The sequence below is a fragment of the Roseomonas sp. KE2513 genome (assembly GCF_016107305.1).
GTDB lineage: Bacteria > Pseudomonadota > Alphaproteobacteria > Acetobacterales > Acetobacteraceae > Roseomonas.
This window is the reverse complement of sequence record NZ_RCVR01000008.1, coordinates 38,467-54,604: the sequence shown is the minus strand read 5'-3', so window position 1 is coordinate 54,604 and position 16,138 is coordinate 38,467. Positions and strand designations below refer to the sequence as shown.

The window sequence follows — 16,138 nt, the reverse complement described above, 5'->3', positions numbered from 1 at the left end:
GCCGAGTACTAGAGGGGCTCCCCCCCGTGCTCGACGGCGGCGATCGTCATCGCGTCCTCGATGATCCGCAGCTCCCGCTGGCTCACCTCCGACCGCCCCGCCGCGATCGCCGCGCGGAAGGCGCGGTACACGCCGTCGTACTCGATGTCCGGCCCCTCCGGCAGGATCACCGCGCCGTCGCGCAGCAGCGTCCGCACGCCCCGGATCAGCAGCTCGCCGAAGGCGCCGCGCAGGGTGATGTTCCAGATATCCGTGCCGCCGCGCCGCCACTCGAAAGCGGCATTCCCTTCGCCTCCCTCCCAGGCGAGGCGCATGTCCACCGCCGCCGGCGTCGCGGCACCCGGCGGCAGGCGCAGATGCGCGCCCACCACCCGGAACTCCGTGCCGGGCATCACGCGGCAGAGAATGGAAAGCGCGTTGATGCCGGGATCGAAGACGCCGAAGCCACCGGGCTGCCAGGGCCAGGTTTGCCCGCCATGCCAGCGCTCAAAATCCTCGCGCCACTCGATGGAGACGCTGCTCGGCGGCGGGTGGCCCTCCAGGATTTCCCGCGCCCGCTCCACCGCGGCGTTGTGCTGGGCGTGGAAGGAGGCGACGAGCACTTTGCCTTGCGCGGCCGCGATCCGCTGCAGCTCCACCACCTCGCCGAGCGTGGTCGCCGGCGGCTTCTCCAGCAGCACATGCCGCCCGGCCAGCAGCGCGTCGCGCGCCACCGCGAAATGCGTTCCAGTGGGGGAGGCAACAGAGACCGCCTCCACCGCCGGCTCCGCCGCCAGCATCTCCCGGTGGTCGGCGTAGTGGCGCGCGGCGGCGCCCTCGGGGCGCGCGTGCGGATCGGCCGTTGCCACCAGTTCGAACCCAGTATCGCCCGAGAGCGCCGGCAGGTGCTGCGCGCGCGCAATGGCACCGCAGCCGACGAGCGCGAGCCTCATGCCACCCTCTCCGGGGTGATGGCCACGAGCGGCAGGCGCAGGCAGAGGCTGCGCGCCGGCAGCACGTCCTGCCACTGGCTGATCAGCCGCTTGTAGGCGCGCCCGACCTGCCTCGGCTTGCGGTCGAGATCGTAGAGGCCGACAGAATTCACCCGCCCATTGTTCTCGCGCAGGGCCGTGTCCCAGTCCACCTGGTCGGTCAGCGAGAACCAGGTGAAGCCGAGCACCGGCACCGGCGTCTCCCACAGCAGCAGCAGGTTCGCCCACTGCTTCCACAGCCAGTCCGTCGAGCTGCCGTGCAGGTCGTCCGCCAGGTTCGTCTCTGTGTGCATCAGCGGCAGGTGGTAGCGCGCGTAGTACTGCTGGATAATCGTGGCATAGCCGTAGACATCGCCCGAGGCGCGCGTGCTGCAATCCTCCAGCACCAGGTGCTCGTTCGTCACGTAGTAGTCTGTGCCGAGCACGCAATGGCGCTTCAGCTCGGTGGTCTGGAAGGCCGCGTACTCCTCCGGCGTCATCCCGTTGTCCATCAGGTGCTCGTACATCGGCGCCTCGATCTGATGGCCGTAGTTGAGGTCGAGCGAGAGGAAGCGCTCCGCGTTTCGCCGCTTCGCCTCCGCCCAGGCGCGCGGGGAGGAGGCGTGGTACTGCTCGGCGGATTCGCTCTGGATGAAGATCGCGTCCGGCCGCACCCGCAGGATGGCGCGCATCGCCAGCCGGTTCGCGGCCACGAGGTGCTTCAGCGCCGTGACGAAGCCGCGCTCCGTCGTCATGCGCTCGTTCCACCACCCGTAGCGGCCGGAGAAGAGCGCGCAGACATACATCTCGTTCACGGGTGTGTAGAGCTGAACCCAGGGAAAACGCGCCGCGAAGGCCCCTGCGTAGCCCGCGAAGAGGCGCGGAAAGTCCGGGTTCTGGAAATCCCCGATCCAGTCCGGCACGCCGAAGTGGCAGAGGTCCGCGATCGGGTAGGTGCCCTGGCGGCGGAGGGCGGCGAAGGTCTCGTCCGCGAAGGTCCAGTCGTAGCGGCCCTCGCCGAGCCAGGTGCTGTGCAGCGGCGGCCCGTAGCGCAGCGCGTTGCACCCTACCTCCGCCACCAGGGCAAAGTCCTCTCGCCAGCGCTGCATGTGCCCGCTGGCCGCCATCTGGTCCACGCGCCGCGCGCCGACCCGCGGGTTGCTGTTCTCGATCCCCGTCGCGAAGAGAAAGAGCGGTGCATTCGCTCCGGGGCTGGGCGGAAAGGCCGGGGGCAAGAGATCGGGCATGCTGACTCCTCGGCCGATTCAGCGCGGGCAAGCCCGGCAGGGTTGCCCCGAATGGGGCGCCGGCGTGTTCCGAGACCCTGATCTCGAAAGCGTAGCGCCGGGCAGAACAGCCCGGCGCGATCCGCCCCGTTCGCCGAACGCATCGCGCAACCCGGGCACCCCTTGTTCGTTGGGCGTGGTCACCCCGCGCGCTCTTCAAGGGAACACAGGCGATGCGTGTGCTCCGGCATTCCTGGCCTCACGCCACAACCGGGTTTGCGTCCCGCGGGCGCCTCTTCCAACTCCCTGGGATCGGCGTTACCCAGTTTCATCCGCGGCTCCGCCGCGTTTGACCGACAGGAACGCCGCATCATCTCGCAGACGCCGCGAAGCCGTGAGGACCATCCTCCGCAAGCCAACCCTTCGCCCAACGATCCGGGGCCCAGCTCGGGCCCGCTGATGACGCCCTCTCTCCCCCGCATGCTCGCCGACCGCTCTGTCCTGATCGTCGAGGACCAGTACCTCATTGCTGACGAGCTGCGGACATTGGTCGAGCGCCTCGGCGGACGGGTGCTCGGGCCGGTTGGGCAAGTCGCCGCCGCGATCCGGCTCCTCGCGGAGGAAAAGCCGGACCTCGCCCTGCTGGACGTCAACCTCGACGGCGAGGAGGTCTACACGGTGGCGGAGGCGCTGAGCACGGCCGGCGTGCCCTTCGTCTTCGCCACGGGGTACGATTCCTGGATCATCGATCCCCGCTTCAGCGACACCCCGCTGCTAGAGAAACCGGTCGCGCTGCCCGCCCTGGTGGCCGCCCTGGAGGAGCTGAAGCTTAGCTGAGGTTAAGGGGCCGCCGGCCTTACCCTCCTCCCGCCGGCGTGCCGAGGCCGAACTCCTGCAGCGTCTCCTCCTTCACCAGGCGATCGGAGAGCGGCAGCACGATGGTGCAGAGCAGCCCTGCAGGCACGAGGCTCCGCTCCACCTCGGCATTCAGCTCATAGGGCAACGTCCGCTCGAACAGCTCGGTGCCGAAGCCGCGGTGCAACGGCGCCTCTGCCGCCGGGGCCAAACCGATCTCGCGCCAGCGGAAGAGAAGCCGCGGTGCGCCGGGGGGAAGCTCCGCGTCCCAGGCGACCTCCACCCTCCCTTGAGGTTGGGAAAGTGCGCCGAACTTCACTGCATTCGTCGCCAGCTCGTGAAGCGCCAGCGCGAGCGTCTCCGCCGCCTTCGGCCGCAGCGCCACCGGAGGCCCCTGGATGTGCACCTGCTTTCCCTCCCGCGCGGAATAGGCCAGCAGTTCGTCCGCCACGAGCTGGGCGAGGTCGATGCCGCGCTCGGGATTGCGCGTCACCGCGGCCTGCACGCGCGAGAAGGCGTCGATCCGCCCGTCCAGGTGCATCGCCAGGTCGTCGAGATTGTCGCTTGCCTGCACGGTACGGCGAATGATGGAGCGGATCACGCTCAGCGTGTTGCGTACCCGGTGCTGCAGCTCGGCCAGCAGCAGCCGCTGGTGCTGGCCCATCCGCCGCAGTTCGTCCACGTCGGTCGAGGTGCCCAGCCATTCCACCACCGCCCCCGCCTCGTCGCGCACCGGGGCGGCGCGGGCCTGGAACCAGCGGTACTGCCCCTCCCCCGCGTGCAGCAGCCGGAACTCGGCGCGGAACTCGGCCACGGGCTCCTCCTCGGCCGCGCAGCGGCGCCAGGCGGCCATCACGGCCTCCCGGTCCTCAGGATGCACGGCGGCCAGCCAGCCGTAGCCGCACGTCGCCGCCTCAGACAGGCCGGTATAGGCGCTCCATTGCGGGCTGGACCAGGTCCAGTTCCCGCTGTCCACCGCGCGCCAGACGAGCTGCGGGATACCCTCCAGCAGGGAGCGTAGCCGGCGCTGGCCCTCGCGCGCCGCGGCCTCCGCCATCGCCCGCTCCGCCGCCTCCCAAACCCGCTCCGCCACCTCCCGCAGGAGGCGCCTCTCGTGCTCGGGCCACGCCCGCGGACCGGTGGCGGTCGCCCGGAACCAGGCCACCAGCCGCCCGCCGCGATGGAGCGGGACAGCCAGGCCCGCCGCCCCGCTTCCTGGCGCCTCGAGCGCGACCACACGCCCCTGCCGCAGCGCGGCGGCCGCCTCGGGCAGGAGCTCGGCAAGCCGGAGCGGCCGGTCCGTCCAGGGCGGCACACCGCCGCCCGGCGCCCCGTTCCCCGCCATCCCATCCGCCTCAGGCGGGTCCAGCACGTTGTAGCCGGCCGTGGCGAGGCCGAGGTGCCGCCGCAGCGCCTCCGCCCCCACGGACAGGATCGCGCCCCGGTCCGTCAGCGGCCTGATCCGGTCCACGACGGCGAGCAGCACGGCACCCTGCGCCTCGCTCCGCCGCAGGTAATCCTCGGCCCGCACGCGGCGGGTGGTCTCGATGACCGTCGCGAAGAGCCCCGCCACCGCTCCGCTCGCGTCGCGCAGCGGGCTGGAGGAGAAGGTGAAGCGTTCCTCTCCCGGCGGCTTCCCGGCCGAGGAGGGCAGGGCGAAATCCTCGCGCGAAACCGTCTCGCCGCGCGTCAGCACTTGCTCGGCCAGCGGCCCGATGGTGTCCCAGGCATCGGGCCACAGCTCCCGCAGCGGGCGGCCGAAGGCTTCTGGGTGCGGCACGCGCACAAGCGGGACCGCGGCATCATTGTAAACCTGCGTCAGCTCCGGGCCCCAGGCCACGAAGCAGGGAAAGGCGGAGGAGAGGCAGATCTCCACCGCCGTCCGCAGCGCCGGTGGCCAGCCGCTGACCTCGCCGAGCGGCGTTGCCGACCAGTCCATGCGCCGGGCGATCTCGCCCGTCACTCCGCCATCGGGGGGCCAGCTCCCCGGATCGCCCCTGCCGCTCATCGCCCGCCTCCCCCAAGCGGGGCCATGACACCGCGGCCCGGCGACGCCGCCCCCGGCGGCATTCGCGGCCAGGTCCTAGTCATTCGCATCGAGATGCCGTCCCTCCGCGTCGAGGTGGAGGTAGTTGGGATTGAACTGCGCCGCATCCTGCAAGGCCGCAATATCGGGAATGGTGAGCGTTCGGCCCTTCAGCACGATGAGCTTCATCGCGCGCAGTTCCTGCAGCGTTCGGTTCACGTGAACGACCGAGAGCCCCATCGCGTCAGCCATTCCCGCCTGGGTGAGCGGCAGGTCGCAGGAATTGCCCTCCGTCTGCCCCACGCCGCGCAGCCGGAGAAAGATCTCGCACATGAGGTGCGCCATCCGCTCCAGCGCGTGGCGCTGCCCGAGGCTCACCGTCCATTCGCGTTGGATAGCGGCGTTCACCAGCGCATCCCACAGGAAGGCTTGGCTCAGGCGCGGGTGCTTCGCCGTCATCTCCTCCACGCGCCGGCGCGGAAGCTGCGCATAGGTCACCGGGGTGAGGGAGCCGATAGAGTGGTCCATCTGGCGCAGGACGAAGACGTGGCTGTCGCAGAAATCGCCCGGCAAAACGAGGGAGATGATCTGCCGCCGTCCGTCCTCGAGGTGCTTGTAGCGGCAGGCCCAGCCCGAGAGCACGATGTTCAGCGTCTGCGGCCGGTCGCCCTCGCGGATGATGTCGCCGCGCGGCCCGATCTGGCGCACCCCTTCCGACGCCGCGACATTGAGGAGCTGCTTCTCCTCAAACGACAGCCGGGTGAATTGTTCCAACTTCAGGATCAGAGGATTCGAGGCGAGAAGATCCATCGGTACTCCGGTCATGCCACGGGGGCCACGACAGGGGGCCATGACAGGCATATGCCCTTCAAACGGATGCAGTCTTAACCTATGTAATTCACCTAGATGGCGATTAGGTCGAGCACAAATTCAACCGTGGCGAACCGTCGCGGAGGGAGATGCTGGCCGATGACAACTCTTCCCGACCTTCCGCGACGCTCCCCTCGCGGTTCGGTCTTCCCTGTGCCGCAAGGAGGCGCCGGTGCGGCGCCCGCCAGCCGCCGCGTCCTCGTCGTGGAGGACGAGTTCTTCATCGCCGACGACATCGCCGAGGCGCTGCGCGAACTCGGGGCCGAGGTGATCGGCCCGGTGCCGCGCCTTTCAGAAGCGCTCAATCTGATCGAGAGCGCGGGCCCGATCGACTTCGCCGTGCTGGACGTGAATCTCGGGGGCGAGGCGTGCTTCCTCGTCGGCGACGCGCTTCTCGCGCAAGACATCCCTTTCGTGTTCGCGACGGGCTATGACCGCAGCTTCCTGCCCGCGCGCTTCCGGAACGTGCCATATTGGGAGAAGCCCTTCGACCCCCGCTCACTGGCGCAGGCGCTCCGCGAACTCTGCGAGGCGTCGAACGGCCACGGCTGAAGGCCCAGACGCGGCGGTCCGTTCTGTCAGATGTTAACGACAGCCGCCGCCCAGGCGACTTGTCTTACGCAATGAAAGTGCTTCCGCAGCCGGCAGAGCTGAACCGGCGTCTCCTTCAGCTGCACCTCGTCCTCTCGCTCTCGCCGCGTCAGACCGAGCTGCTGCAGGCACGCCCCCCGTTGCGACAACCGGCCGCGCCGCAACCCGCCCCGCCACCGCCGGCCGGGAACCGGATGGGGTCGTTACGCCCAATGATGAGCTGAGCCATCGCGCGGGACGCAGGTCAAACACTCGTGTCCATTATTCCGGGTGAACTGCGCATCGCGCGCGCGCACATGCGCGTTTCCGACGATAGAACGACCGCCGTAGAAGGAAGCCCGCATGTTCTTCAGCACGCCCCGCCTTCAGTACCCTGTCCGTGTCGACAAGCCCAATCCCGTCTTCGCCCGAGCGCTGCAGCAGGCGATTGGCGGCGTGGAGGGCGAGATCCGCGTCATGATGCAGTACCTCTTCCAGTCCTGGGGCTCACGCGGCCCGATGAAGTACCGGGAGATGCTGCTGAACACCGGCACGGAGGAGATCGGCCATGTCGAGATGCTCTCCACCGCCGTCGCCCTGAACCTTGAGGGCGCGCCGCTCTCCTTCCAGGAGGAGATGTCGAAGGATACCATGGCCGGCGCCGTGCTGAACGGCATGAACCTGCGCCACATCCTCTCCACCGGCCTCGGCGCCACGCCCGAGAACTGCAACGGCGTGCCCTTCAACGCGAGCCACGTCTATGCCAGCGGCAACATCGTCGCCGACATGTACGCCAACGTCGCCGCCGAATCGACGGGCCGCGCGCTCGCCGTGCGCCTCTACAACATGACCGATGATGCCGGGATGAAGGACATGCTCTCCTTCCTTATCGCGCGGGACACGATGCACCAGCAGCAGTGGCTGGCCGTCATCGAGGATCTGGGCGGCAAGGAGGCGGCGCTGCCCATCCCGAACAGCTTCCCGCAGTCGCAGGAGAAGGGCGAGTTCGCCTACGCCTTCTTCGTGCACGGCGTGGACGGCACGGTGCCCGAGGGCCGCTGGACGACCGGCCCCTCGCTCGACGGCAAGGGCCAGTTCGAGGCAATGATCTCAAAGCCGCTCGGCCAGGTGCCGGAACTCTCCCCAGCCCGCCCGGACGGCGGCGCGCAGGTGGAGCAGACCTCCACCCAGCCGCCGATGACCTCGCCGAAGAACTGACGGCAGCGGCGCGCGGCCCAGGGTCGCGCGCCTCTCGGAGAACCGGGAAGGCGGGCCGGCGAGGCAGGCGGGTGCCTCAAGCCGGCCCTGAGCCGCCGGCGCTTGGAGGAGCACGCAGCGGCCTGCCCTCGATATACGCGACCGGCGACTGAAAAGCGAATCAACCGAGGGGATTTGTTGCTCGGCTCCCCGAGGAAAGGCAGGGGGATTACCGGTCCCGGCACGAAAAAGGCCGGGCGCCCGAGCGCCCGGCCTCCGTCACCTGAACCGCGGTTGGCGCAGCCCAGCAATACCTAAGTGGTTCAGGCCTGCGGCCGGCGCGTCGCGCCGCGGCGGCGCACCAGACCCATGCCCAGCAGCCCCACGCCGAACAGCGCGAGGGAAGCGGGCTCGGGCACCGCCACGGGCCCGTAGGCCTTGTCACGCTCCGCCCTGGCGATGTCGGCGAAGTTGGTGAACACGCCGTCCACCCCGAACGCGTAGAACTGGGCGTACTGCGCGGGATTGTTCAGGAAGGTGTAGGGATGCACCGTCAGCCTGGCGGCATGGGCGATGTCGACGCAAGCCTGGGTCACCTGGCTGATGGATGGCCCGACGCCGTCGGCATAGGCCTTGATCGCCTGGGCCTGCGCCGCGGTGGTCGGGCAGACGCCGAGCTGGGCGAGCGGCAGGCCGGTCACCGTATTCATGTACTGGACCTGCGCAGGGTCGAAGGACTGCAGGATGGCGTGCCCCGATCCGGCGCTGAAGTAGCCATTGTATTTCGGGTCGTTCAGGACGGCGAGAATGGCATCGACCACCGCCAGGCCGCTCTGCTTAGCCTCCGGATAGATGCCGAGGTTCTGCCCAGTCGTCTGGGCCGTCTGGTAAGTATAGTCGGCCAGTTGCGCGAGGCTGATCATCTTGTAGTCGCGGGTCGGGTCGTAGAAGCTGCGGTCGGTGCCGTAGCCGTTCGCGTTGCGGATGGTCGCGGTAAGCTGCTGCAGCTGCGAGTAGGTGAAGTTGTTGACGTTGTAGGTGCCGTTCGGCGACCGAAGGGCAGCGATCGCGGGATGCGTGCTCGCGTAGCTCACCACATTCGTCGTGGCGTTCAGCGTGCCGTCGTGAAGCATCACGGCGACCCCGTCGCGCGTGGTGTACACGTCGCCCTCCAGGTAGTCCGCCCTCATGGCGACCGAGAGCTGATAGGCCTCCAGCGTCTCCTCGGGCAGGTAGCCGCTGGCGCCGCGATGATTGATGATCAAGGGAGGCTCGCCGCTCAGGGTGGATCCGCCGAGCAGGGGCGCCGCTTGCGCGGTAACAGTAGAAAGAGCCGAAGCAACGACCAGCGCAGTCGAGAGCCGTGTTACGGGAAGAACCCGGTGAAGAACAGTGAAGCAGTGTGCGACCATAAGGGCGTCCTCAGAGTTGTAGACACCGCTTCCGCCGCAACTGCCGTGCCAGGGCGAGAAATCAGACGCTTAGGGAATACCGCTCGAAGCAAAAATTTCATAATGGCTCATCCACTCGGGTGAATGGAAAAAACGCCGACAAGAATAAATCTTGGACGTGGCATGGTGATGCACTTCAAATACATCGAAAAGAAATCTTAACGAAAAATGTCCTTTTCCCCTCTAGACCTCGGATGTCAGATGTCAGACACCTGGGTTATTGCAGGCCCACGCACCCCGCTTCTTCCGTTCTTCCTCAGCAGCCATTCAGAATTCATCGCTGGGCAACATCCACGAAATGTCGTGCCGATCGCTATGGAGTTCATCGGAACGCTCTATGATCCGGAGAGAGCACCGCCCAACGTTCATTCGGCCGAAGGTTCTTCGGTCCACTCAACCAAGCAGAGAACACCGCACCTTCGTCGCGCTCTGCATTCAAGACGCTGACCGGCAAAGAATTCGAGACGAGGTGGCCGTGAACCGCAGCTGCCGTCAACCCGGCTGCGGACCCGACCCTGGTCACCACCGGGATGACTGACGCATCACCCTTCCACCTCGTGCAGCACCAACCCCGGCGCCGCGATTTGGCCGGCTTCTTCCCCAATCCGCCGAAGCCCCTCGCGCAGGGCCGCCGCCCCGGCCAACCAGCGCTCCTCCACCGCCAGCGGCGAAAAGTCGAAGACCTTTCCCAACCCTGCCTCGTCCAGCCCGGCGCGCTGACCGAGCACCAGCAAGGTCAGCCGGCGCGGCCCGCCAGCTTCACGTAGCAGGGGGCCGATTTCCCGCCCCTCGCGCAGCGCGGGCGGCAGCCGCTCCGCCACCTCCGCGATCAGGGCGCGCAGGCGGAACTCGCGCTCGCAGGCCTCCACCAGCCGCCGCGTCTGGTTGCCGAAGGCGAGATCCCCAGCGCGCGACGCCGAGGCCGCGAGCGTGCGGGGCCGGCTTCCCCGCTGCGCGAAAAGCTCCACCAAGAGGCAGAACACCGGCTCTTCCCCGACCTCGCCAAGCAGCAGGTCGAGCGGCGCGTTGGAGGAGAGCCCGCCATCCCCCAGCAACCGTCCCTCTACCTCCACCGGCGCGAAGACCGGCAGCAGCGCGCAGGAGGCGAGCAGGTGCTCCGGCCCGATCCGGTCCCGCCGCGTGTCGAACACAACTCGCTCGCCGCTCACCACATCAGTCGCGACGACGCTCAGCCGCGGCGCGGAGGCGTGGTTCAGCCGCTCGAAGTCGAGGCAGTCCGGCAGGCGACGCCGCAACGGCGCGAGGTCGTATAGCGACGGCGCCCGGCCCGCGAGGTCGCCGCCCATGATCCGCGGCTGGAAAAGCCCTGGGCGGCCGAGCAGGAGCGACTGCATCACCGCCGCCTTGCCATAGGCACGCCGCCAAGCCCCGGCTGACGGTGGTGGGCCGAGCAGAAAGGAAGTCCAGGGGGTCGGGTCCCCTGAAACGCCCTTCCAGAACTGGCGCAGTGCCTCCACCCGCCTTCCCGGCGGGTTGCCGGCAATGATGGCGGCGTTCAGCGCCCCGGCAGAGGAGCCGAGCAGCCAGTCGGGTTCTGCCCGGCCGGCTTCGGCCAGCCCCGCATAGACCCCTGCCTCGAAAGCCCCGAGCGCGATCCCGCCGGAGAGGACGAGGACCGTCATCTCCCCCTGGCGGGATGGGTCGGGTGCGGTGCCTTCGCCCAGCCCCTCAGGCATTCGCCTTGTGGCCGGGCCGTCCTCCGTCGGATTTCGGGGAGCCAGTGCCGCCGATGTCGCGCTGGTTATCGTGGTGTGGCTCGTTCTCGGCCAGGCGCCCCGTGCCCGCCGACGGCCCGGCCTCGTTGCTCACGCCGCCCTTGCCCGAGCCCGTCTCCTCCGCACGCCGGTCCGCCTTCTTGGCCGTGGTCATGTTGCCGCTCCTCTTGCCAGATTCCTTCCGCCTTATCGAACGCTCGCGACGGCGCCGCGGTTTGGCCGCCGCCGCGCATCACGCTTTAAGGAAGAGGCGTGGCCGCTTGCACAGGTTAAAGGCGTTCCATCCGGGTAGCCGAGAATGACCGGGCGGCGACCGTCGCGCAGGGAGTGCCCGGCCATCCAGCAGCGCCGACACAGCGCCAACTGCCGCACGCCCAGACCGCGCCGGGCAACAGGCCAAGGGCTGCCGCGCATGTCCGAAGGCAGGATAGCCAGGTCGCCGCCGATCCACCCGAACACGAAAGAGCGCCCATGAGATTCGTCTCCACCCGCACGCACGGCATGATCGATTACGTCGCGGGCATCGTGATCGCCGCCTCTCCCTGGATCTTCGGCTTCGCCGACGGCGGCAGCGCGCAGTGGATCGCGGTCGTCATCGGCCTCGTCCTCCTCGCCAGCTCGCTGATGACCGATTACGAGCTCGGCGTCGTGCGCGTCATCCCGATGCCCGTGCATCTCGGCCTCGATCTCGTCGCCGGCCTGCTGCTGGCCGTCTCGCCCTGGCTCTTCGGCTTCTCCGGCTATGTCTGGCTGCCCCACCTCATCCTCGGCGCCTTCGAGGTCATGGCGAGCCTCATCACCCGCACCACGCCCGACACCACTACCCTGACCGACCGGGCATGAACGCCATCATCGGCCGGCCCGCCCGGGGTCTGGCAGGAGGCCCCGCCTTCGCGGCCGGCGTGCTCGGCTTCGCGCTCGGCGGCTTCTTCGACGGAATCATGCTCCACCAGGTGCTCCAGTGGCACCACTTCCTCTCCCTTGTCCCGGGGGAGGCGCTGCGCGACATCCGCGCGCAGATCCTGGCGGACGGTATGTTCCACGTCGTCGTCTACCTCATCGCCGCCCTCGGTCTCGCGCTGCTCTGGCGCCGCCGCCAGGGGCTGGCCGGCGGTTCCGGCGCGCGGCTGCTCGGGGCCGTGCTGCTCGGCTTCGGCGTCTGGCAGGTGGTGGACGTGGTCGTCTTCCACTGGATCGTCGGCATCCACCGCATCCGCGTGGACGTGCCTGACCCGCTCCTCTGGGACATCGGCTGGCTCGTCGTCATCGGCGTGCCGCCGCTCCTGGCCGGCCTGCTGCTGCGCCGGCGCGCGGAGCCCCCGGCGGGCGGCGGCTATGGCGGGGCGGTCGCGGCCGCGCTCGCCGCCATCGTCGTTGCCTCCGGCCCGGTCGCGGCCCTCTCACCCGCCGGCAGCACCACGGTGCTGGTGCTGTTCCGCGAGGGTCTTGCCCCCGAGGCGGCCTTCGCCGCCGCTATCGCCGCCGGCGGCCGCGTGGCCTGGAGCGATCCCTCCGGCGGCCTGCTCGCGGTGGACATGCGGGACGGCGGCTCGGTCCTCGAACTTTACCGCCGCGGCGCCCTCCTGGTGGGCAGCTCCGCCATCACCGGGGGATGCCTCGCCTGGACACAGCGGCCAGCCTAGGGAACCGGCCCCGCGGGGCCGCGTTCCCACCCGGATCCATCACGGGCAACCCGCCGCCTTCCCAGGCGGCGGGCCGGGCCGGCAGAGACAGGGGCCAGCCGATGAGCACCGACACCTCCCCGCCGGGCGGGGGCCGCCCGCTCCGCGTCGTCATCCTCGGCGCCGGCTTCGGCGGGCTTGAGGCCGCGCGCGCGCTCTCGGATGCCCCGGTGGAGCTGACGATCATCGACCGGCAGAACCACCACCTCTTCCAGCCACTCCTCTACCAGGTGGCAACGGCTGCCCTCTCCCCCGGCGACATCGCCTGGCCCGTCCGCAGCATCTTCCGCCGGCAGGAGAACGTCACGGTCCTGATGGCCGAGGTCTCGGGCATCGATCCCGTGGCACGCCGCGTAATGGCTGACGGCGTCCTCATCCCCTACGACATCCTCGTCCTCGCGACGGGCGCGACCCATTCCTATTTCGGCCACGACGACTGGGCGCCCTTCGCGCCGGGTATCAAGACGATTGAGGACGCGACCGAGATCCGTCGCCGCCTGCTCACCGCCTTCGAGCGCGCCGAGATGGCGCTGGACGAGGCCGAGCGGCAGCGGCTCCTCACCTTCGTCGTGGTCGGCGGCGGCCCGACGGGGGTGGAGCTGGCCGGCGCCATGGCCGAGCTCGCCCGCCAGGCCCTGAAGCGCGAGTTCCGCCGCGTTGACCCCCGCCGCGCCCGCATCGTGCTCGTGGAAGCCGGGCCGCGCCTCCTGGCCAGCTTCCCCGAGGACCTCTCCTCCTACGCGCGACGTTCCCTCGAGGGCATGGGGGTGGAGGTCCGCACCGGCGCCCGCGTCACCGGCTGCGACGCCGGGGGCGTGAGCCTGGGAGAGGAACGGATCGCGGCGAGCACCACCGTCTGGGCCGCGGGCGTCGTCGCCTCCCCCGCCGGCGCCTGGATCGGGGCGGAGCGGGATCGCGCCGGCCGCGTCGCCGCGGGCACCGACCTCTCCGTGCCTGGCCATCCCGAGATCTTCGCCGTGGGCGACCTCGTCACCGCCAAGGACGGGCAGGGCAAGCCGATCCCCGGCAATGCTCCCGCGGCCAAGCAGATGGGCCGCTATGTCGGGGGGGTCATCGCCGCCCGCGCGAAGGGCCAGCCGGCACCGCCCCCCTTCTCCTATCGCCACCACGGCGACCTCGCGACCATCGGCCGCCGCTCCGCGGTCGTGGCCATGGACGGCTTCCGGCTGAAGGGGCTGCTCGGTTGGTGGTTCTGGGGGATCGCCCATGTCTACTACCTCATCAGCTTCCGCAGCCGCGTCGTCGTCTCCTTCGAGTGGTTTTGGAGCTACATCACCTTCCAGCGCGGCGCCCGGCTGATCACCCGCCGCCCGCCCGCGCCCGAGGCTTCCGCTGTGAAGGAGAAGGCCGAACCGCCCCGCCAGCCGGAACTGACAGGTGGCTGATCCCCCGCTGGGCTTCGGCGGCGCGCTCCCCGGGCGGCCCCTGCGCGCGGCGGCATCTTGCGGCCGGCCGGCAGGATCGCATCATAGGTCAGTCTTCGCGCCCGCAGTGGTGGCCTAGACAGGCCCACGGGCTCGGCGCCCTTGGGGAAAAGCGGTCTTTCCCCTCCCCGAGGAAACAGCACTTGCCATCACAGAGCCCTTCCCACGAACGCCACCGCCTCGTGCGCCGGCTGGAGAGCACCACGCTCCTCGACGATACGGAGCGGCAGGCGCTGATGGAGCTGCCCCTCATCCTCCGCGACTTCGCGGAGGGCCAGGACGTCGTGCGCGGCGGCGACCGGCCGGGCCATTGCTGCCTCGTCCTCACCGGCTTCGTCTGCCGCTACGCCCTCTTGCCGGACGGCCGTCGCCAGATCATGGCCTTCCATCCCCCCGGTGACATCCCCGACCTGCAGAGCCTGCACCTGCAGATCATGGACCACAGCGTCGGCGCGATAATGCCAACCAGCGTCGCTTTCATCGCGCATGAGCACATCCACCGCGCCCTCGAGCAGCACCCGCGCCTGATCCACGCTTTCTGGCGGGAGACGCTGATCGACGCCGCGATCTTCCGCGCCTGGATGATCGGCCTGGGTCGCCGCACCGCGCATGAGCGCATCGCGCACCTCATCTGCGAGATGCTGCTCCGCTTCGAGGCCGTGGGCCTCGCCGAGGGCGGCACCTTCCAGATGCCGGTGACGCAGAACGACATCGCGGACGCGCTCGGCCTCTCCAACGTCCACGTGAACCGCGTGCTTCAGGACCTCCGGCGGGACGAGCTGATCTCCTGGCAGCGGCCCGTGATCTCCGTCCTCCAGCGCGAGGCGCTGCAGAACCTCGCGATGTTCGACCCCGCCTACCTCCACATGCGCCGCCTGCCGGGCGGGCGGGGCAACGGGGAGGAGCGCTAGCCCGGGCGCTGGCTTCCGGGTGCGCTGATCTCGTTTTCCAGCCGCTCCCCGCGTTCGAAGGCGGTGATGCTGGCCAGCGTCGTCGAGAGGATCGTGCCGATGGCCTCCCGTGTGAAGAAGGCCTGGTGCCCGGTCAGGAGCACGTTCGGGAAGGAGACGAGCCGCTGGATGAGGTCGTCCGCGATGATGTCCGAGGAGAGGTCGCGGAAGAACAGGTCCGCCTCCTGCTCGTAGACGTCGATCGCGAGGCCTCCGAGCCGCCCCTCCTTCAACGCGTCGATCGCGGCCTGCGTATCCACCAGCCCGCCGCGGCTCGTGTTCACCAAGAGCAGCCCGCGCCGCACGCGGGCAAGGCTCTCCGCGTTCACCAGATGCCGCGTCCCCGGCGTCAGCGGGCAGTGGAGGGAGAGCACGTCGGCCTCCGCCATCACCGTCTCCAACGCGGCATAGCGCCCGCCGCAGGCCTCGAAATCCGGGTGCGGCACGGGGTCGTGCCCGATCACCCGGCAGCCGAACCCCGCCATGATCCGCCCGAAGACCCGCCCGATCTTGCCCGTGCCGATCACCCCCACAGTCCGGCCATGCAGGTCGAAGCCCATCAGCCCGTCGAGCTCGAAGTTCCCGCTCCGCGTCCGCTCATAGGCGCGGTGGAGGTGCCGGTTCAGCGCCAGCAGCAGCCCTACCGCGAATTCTGCGACGGAATAGGGGGAGTAGTCCGTCACCCGCACCACGCGGATGCCCAGCCACGCCGCCGCCTCCAGGTCGATCTGGTTGAAGCCGGTGGAGCGCGTGGCCACCAGCCGCGTGCCCCCGGCCGCCAGGGCCGCAAGAACCTCCGCCCCCACGTCGTCGTTCACGAAGACGCTCACCGCCGGGAAGCCGGTCGCCAGCGCCACCGTCCCCGCCTCCAGCCGTGCCTCCTGGAAGACCAGTTCATGGCCATGGGCGGCGTTCGCCTCGGCCAGCAGGACACGGTCGTATCGCTTGGCGCTGAAGACAGCGACCCTCATGCAGGTTCTCCTGGCGACAGGGGCGGGTGGGCCCCGTTCGTCATGGCGCCGCCTTACCTTGCGATCAACCCACCGGCCCACTCACGCCTGGCTCCTGAGGCGGCGCTCCAGGAAGGAGCGCCATTCGCGTTCCGCGCTGCGCCCATCACGAAAATTGACCCCATCCACGCCGCGGAAGCTTTATACTCACAATCCAGTTACGAAAGCGG

The 16,138-nt window shown here is 69.4% G+C and carries 15 protein-coding genes; 7 read left to right on the top strand and 8 right to left on the bottom strand.

Features of this window, described 5'->3' with window-relative positions; translation table 11 throughout:
* Nucleotides 1–8: 8 nt before the first annotated feature.
* Together D9599_RS10185 and D9599_RS10180 are read right to left on the bottom strand one after the other, a co-directional pair.
* Nucleotides 9–932 carry a Gfo/Idh/MocA family protein gene (locus D9599_RS10185; protein WP_198381125.1) on the bottom strand — a complete coding sequence of 308 codons (924 nt, stop codon included), beginning with the start codon at nucleotides 930–932 and terminating at the stop codon, nucleotides 9–11.
* Nucleotides 929–2,197 carry a family 1 glycosylhydrolase gene (locus D9599_RS10180; RefSeq protein ID WP_198381124.1) on the bottom strand — a complete coding sequence of 423 codons (1,269 nt, stop codon included), beginning with the start codon at nucleotides 2,195–2,197 and terminating at the stop codon, nucleotides 929–931. The genes D9599_RS10185 and D9599_RS10180 overlap by 4 nt, the downstream gene beginning before the upstream one ends.
* Nucleotides 2,198–2,635: 438 nt before the next feature.
* Between D9599_RS10180 and D9599_RS10175 the strand changes: the two genes are divergently transcribed.
* Nucleotides 2,636–3,013 (top strand): response regulator, encoded by a 378-nt coding sequence (locus tag D9599_RS10175; RefSeq protein ID WP_198381123.1) that lies wholly within the window; start codon nucleotides 2,636–2,638, stop codon nucleotides 3,011–3,013.
* Nucleotides 3,014–3,032: 19 nt separating this feature from the next.
* On the opposite strand, the gene D9599_RS10170 is transcribed toward D9599_RS10175, so the two are convergent.
* Together D9599_RS10170 and D9599_RS10165 are read right to left on the bottom strand one after the other, a co-directional pair.
* Complete coding sequence (locus tag D9599_RS10170; RefSeq protein ID WP_198381122.1) at nucleotides 3,033–5,039, bottom strand: sensor histidine kinase; 2,007 nt, start codon at nucleotides 5,037–5,039, stop codon at nucleotides 3,033–3,035.
* Nucleotides 5,040–5,114: 75 nt separating this feature from the next.
* On the bottom strand, nucleotides 5,115–5,867 hold the full coding sequence (locus tag D9599_RS10165; RefSeq protein ID WP_198381121.1) for a Crp/Fnr family transcriptional regulator: 753 nt from the start codon (nucleotides 5,865–5,867) through the stop codon (nucleotides 5,115–5,117).
* Nucleotides 5,868–6,026: 159 nt separating this feature from the next.
* On the opposite strand from D9599_RS10165, the gene D9599_RS10160 reads away from it, so the two are divergent.
* Nucleotides 6,027–6,479, top strand: a complete 453-nt coding sequence (locus D9599_RS10160; RefSeq protein ID WP_232480345.1) for a response regulator — start codon at nucleotides 6,027–6,029, stop codon at nucleotides 6,477–6,479.
* A gap of 381 nt (nucleotides 6,480–6,860) precedes the next feature.
* On the top strand, nucleotides 6,861–7,715 hold the full coding sequence (locus tag D9599_RS10155) for a manganese catalase family protein (protein ID WP_198381120.1): 855 nt from the start codon (nucleotides 6,861–6,863) through the stop codon (nucleotides 7,713–7,715).
* Between the two features lie 302 nt (nucleotides 7,716–8,017).
* Here the strand turns inward: D9599_RS10155 and D9599_RS10150 are convergent, their stop codons facing one another.
* From D9599_RS10150 to D9599_RS10140, 3 genes are all read right to left on the bottom strand, one after another.
* Nucleotides 8,018–8,959 (bottom strand): glycerophosphodiester phosphodiesterase family protein, encoded by a 942-nt coding sequence (locus D9599_RS10150; protein ID WP_198381119.1) that lies wholly within the window; start codon nucleotides 8,957–8,959, stop codon nucleotides 8,018–8,020.
* A 728-nt stretch (nucleotides 8,960–9,687) separates the two neighbouring features.
* A complete protein-coding gene (locus D9599_RS10145; protein ID WP_198381118.1) occupies nucleotides 9,688–10,842 on the bottom strand; it encodes a patatin-like phospholipase family protein in 1,155 nt (384 codons plus the stop codon).
* Nucleotides 10,835–11,035, bottom strand: a complete 201-nt coding sequence (locus D9599_RS10140) for a hypothetical protein (protein ID WP_198381117.1) — start codon at nucleotides 11,033–11,035, stop codon at nucleotides 10,835–10,837. Before D9599_RS10140 ends, D9599_RS10145 begins: the two co-directional genes overlap by 8 nt.
* A 317-nt stretch (nucleotides 11,036–11,352) precedes the next feature.
* On the opposite strand from D9599_RS10140, the gene D9599_RS10135 reads away from it, so the two are divergent.
* The 4 genes from D9599_RS10135 to D9599_RS10120 all read left to right on the top strand — a co-directional run bounded on the left by D9599_RS10135 (nucleotide 11,353) and on the right by D9599_RS10120 (nucleotide 14,919).
* Nucleotides 11,353–11,724, top strand: a complete 372-nt coding sequence (locus D9599_RS10135; protein ID WP_198381116.1) for an SPW repeat protein — start codon at nucleotides 11,353–11,355, stop codon at nucleotides 11,722–11,724.
* Nucleotides 11,721–12,524 (top strand): DUF2243 domain-containing protein, encoded by an 804-nt coding sequence (locus D9599_RS10130; RefSeq protein ID WP_198381115.1) that lies wholly within the window; start codon nucleotides 11,721–11,723, stop codon nucleotides 12,522–12,524. Before D9599_RS10135 ends, D9599_RS10130 begins: the two co-directional genes overlap by 4 nt.
* A gap of 101 nt (nucleotides 12,525–12,625) precedes the next feature.
* Nucleotides 12,626–13,969 (top strand): NAD(P)/FAD-dependent oxidoreductase, encoded by a 1,344-nt coding sequence (locus tag D9599_RS10125; protein ID WP_198381114.1) that lies wholly within the window; start codon nucleotides 12,626–12,628, stop codon nucleotides 13,967–13,969.
* Nucleotides 13,970–14,151: 182 nt separating this feature from the next.
* Complete coding sequence (locus tag D9599_RS10120; protein ID WP_198381113.1) at nucleotides 14,152–14,919, top strand: Crp/Fnr family transcriptional regulator; 768 nt, start codon at nucleotides 14,152–14,154, stop codon at nucleotides 14,917–14,919.
* Here the strand turns inward: D9599_RS10120 and D9599_RS10115 are convergent.
* Nucleotides 14,916–15,929, bottom strand: a complete 1,014-nt coding sequence (locus tag D9599_RS10115) for a 2-hydroxyacid dehydrogenase (RefSeq protein WP_198381112.1) — start codon at nucleotides 15,927–15,929, stop codon at nucleotides 14,916–14,918. The genes D9599_RS10120 and D9599_RS10115 overlap by 4 nt on opposite strands.
* Between the last annotated feature and the right edge of the window lie 209 nt (nucleotides 15,930–16,138).

What these genes read in the sequence shown, in the direction of transcription:
- D9599_RS10125 (WP_198381114.1), top strand. Translation starts at nt 12,626, where the DNA reads ATGAGCACCGACACCTCCCCGCCGGGCGGGGGCCGCCCGCTCCGCGTC.
- D9599_RS10175 (WP_198381123.1), top strand. Translation starts at nt 2,636, where the DNA reads ATGACGCCCTCTCTCCCCCGCATGCTCGCCGACCGCTCTGTCCTGATC.
- D9599_RS10165 (WP_198381121.1), bottom strand. Translation starts at nt 5,867, where the DNA reads ATGGATCTTCTCGCCTCGAATCCTCTGATCCTGAAGTTGGAACAATTC.
- D9599_RS10145 (WP_198381118.1), bottom strand. Translation starts at nt 10,842, where the DNA reads ATGCCTGAGGGGCTGGGCGAAGGCACCGCACCCGACCCATCCCGCCAG.
- D9599_RS10135 (WP_198381116.1), top strand. Translation starts at nt 11,353, where the DNA reads ATGAGATTCGTCTCCACCCGCACGCACGGCATGATCGATTACGTCGCG.
- D9599_RS10140 (WP_198381117.1), bottom strand. Translation starts at nt 11,035, where the DNA reads ATGACCACGGCCAAGAAGGCGGACCGGCGTGCGGAGGAGACGGGCTCG.
- D9599_RS10170 (WP_198381122.1), bottom strand. Translation starts at nt 5,039, where the DNA reads ATGAGCGGCAGGGGCGATCCGGGGAGCTGGCCCCCCGATGGCGGAGTG.
- D9599_RS10180 (WP_198381124.1), bottom strand. Translation starts at nt 2,197, where the DNA reads ATGCCCGATCTCTTGCCCCCGGCCTTTCCGCCCAGCCCCGGAGCGAAT.
- D9599_RS10130 (WP_198381115.1), top strand. Translation starts at nt 11,721, where the DNA reads ATGAACGCCATCATCGGCCGGCCCGCCCGGGGTCTGGCAGGAGGCCCC.
- D9599_RS10115 (WP_198381112.1), bottom strand. Translation starts at nt 15,929, where the DNA reads ATGAGGGTCGCTGTCTTCAGCGCCAAGCGATACGACCGTGTCCTGCTG.
- D9599_RS10160 (WP_232480345.1), top strand. Translation starts at nt 6,027, where the DNA reads ATGACAACTCTTCCCGACCTTCCGCGACGCTCCCCTCGCGGTTCGGTC.
- D9599_RS10185 (WP_198381125.1), bottom strand. Translation starts at nt 932, where the DNA reads ATGAGGCTCGCGCTCGTCGGCTGCGGTGCCATTGCGCGCGCGCAGCAC.
- D9599_RS10155 (WP_198381120.1), top strand. Translation starts at nt 6,861, where the DNA reads ATGTTCTTCAGCACGCCCCGCCTTCAGTACCCTGTCCGTGTCGACAAG.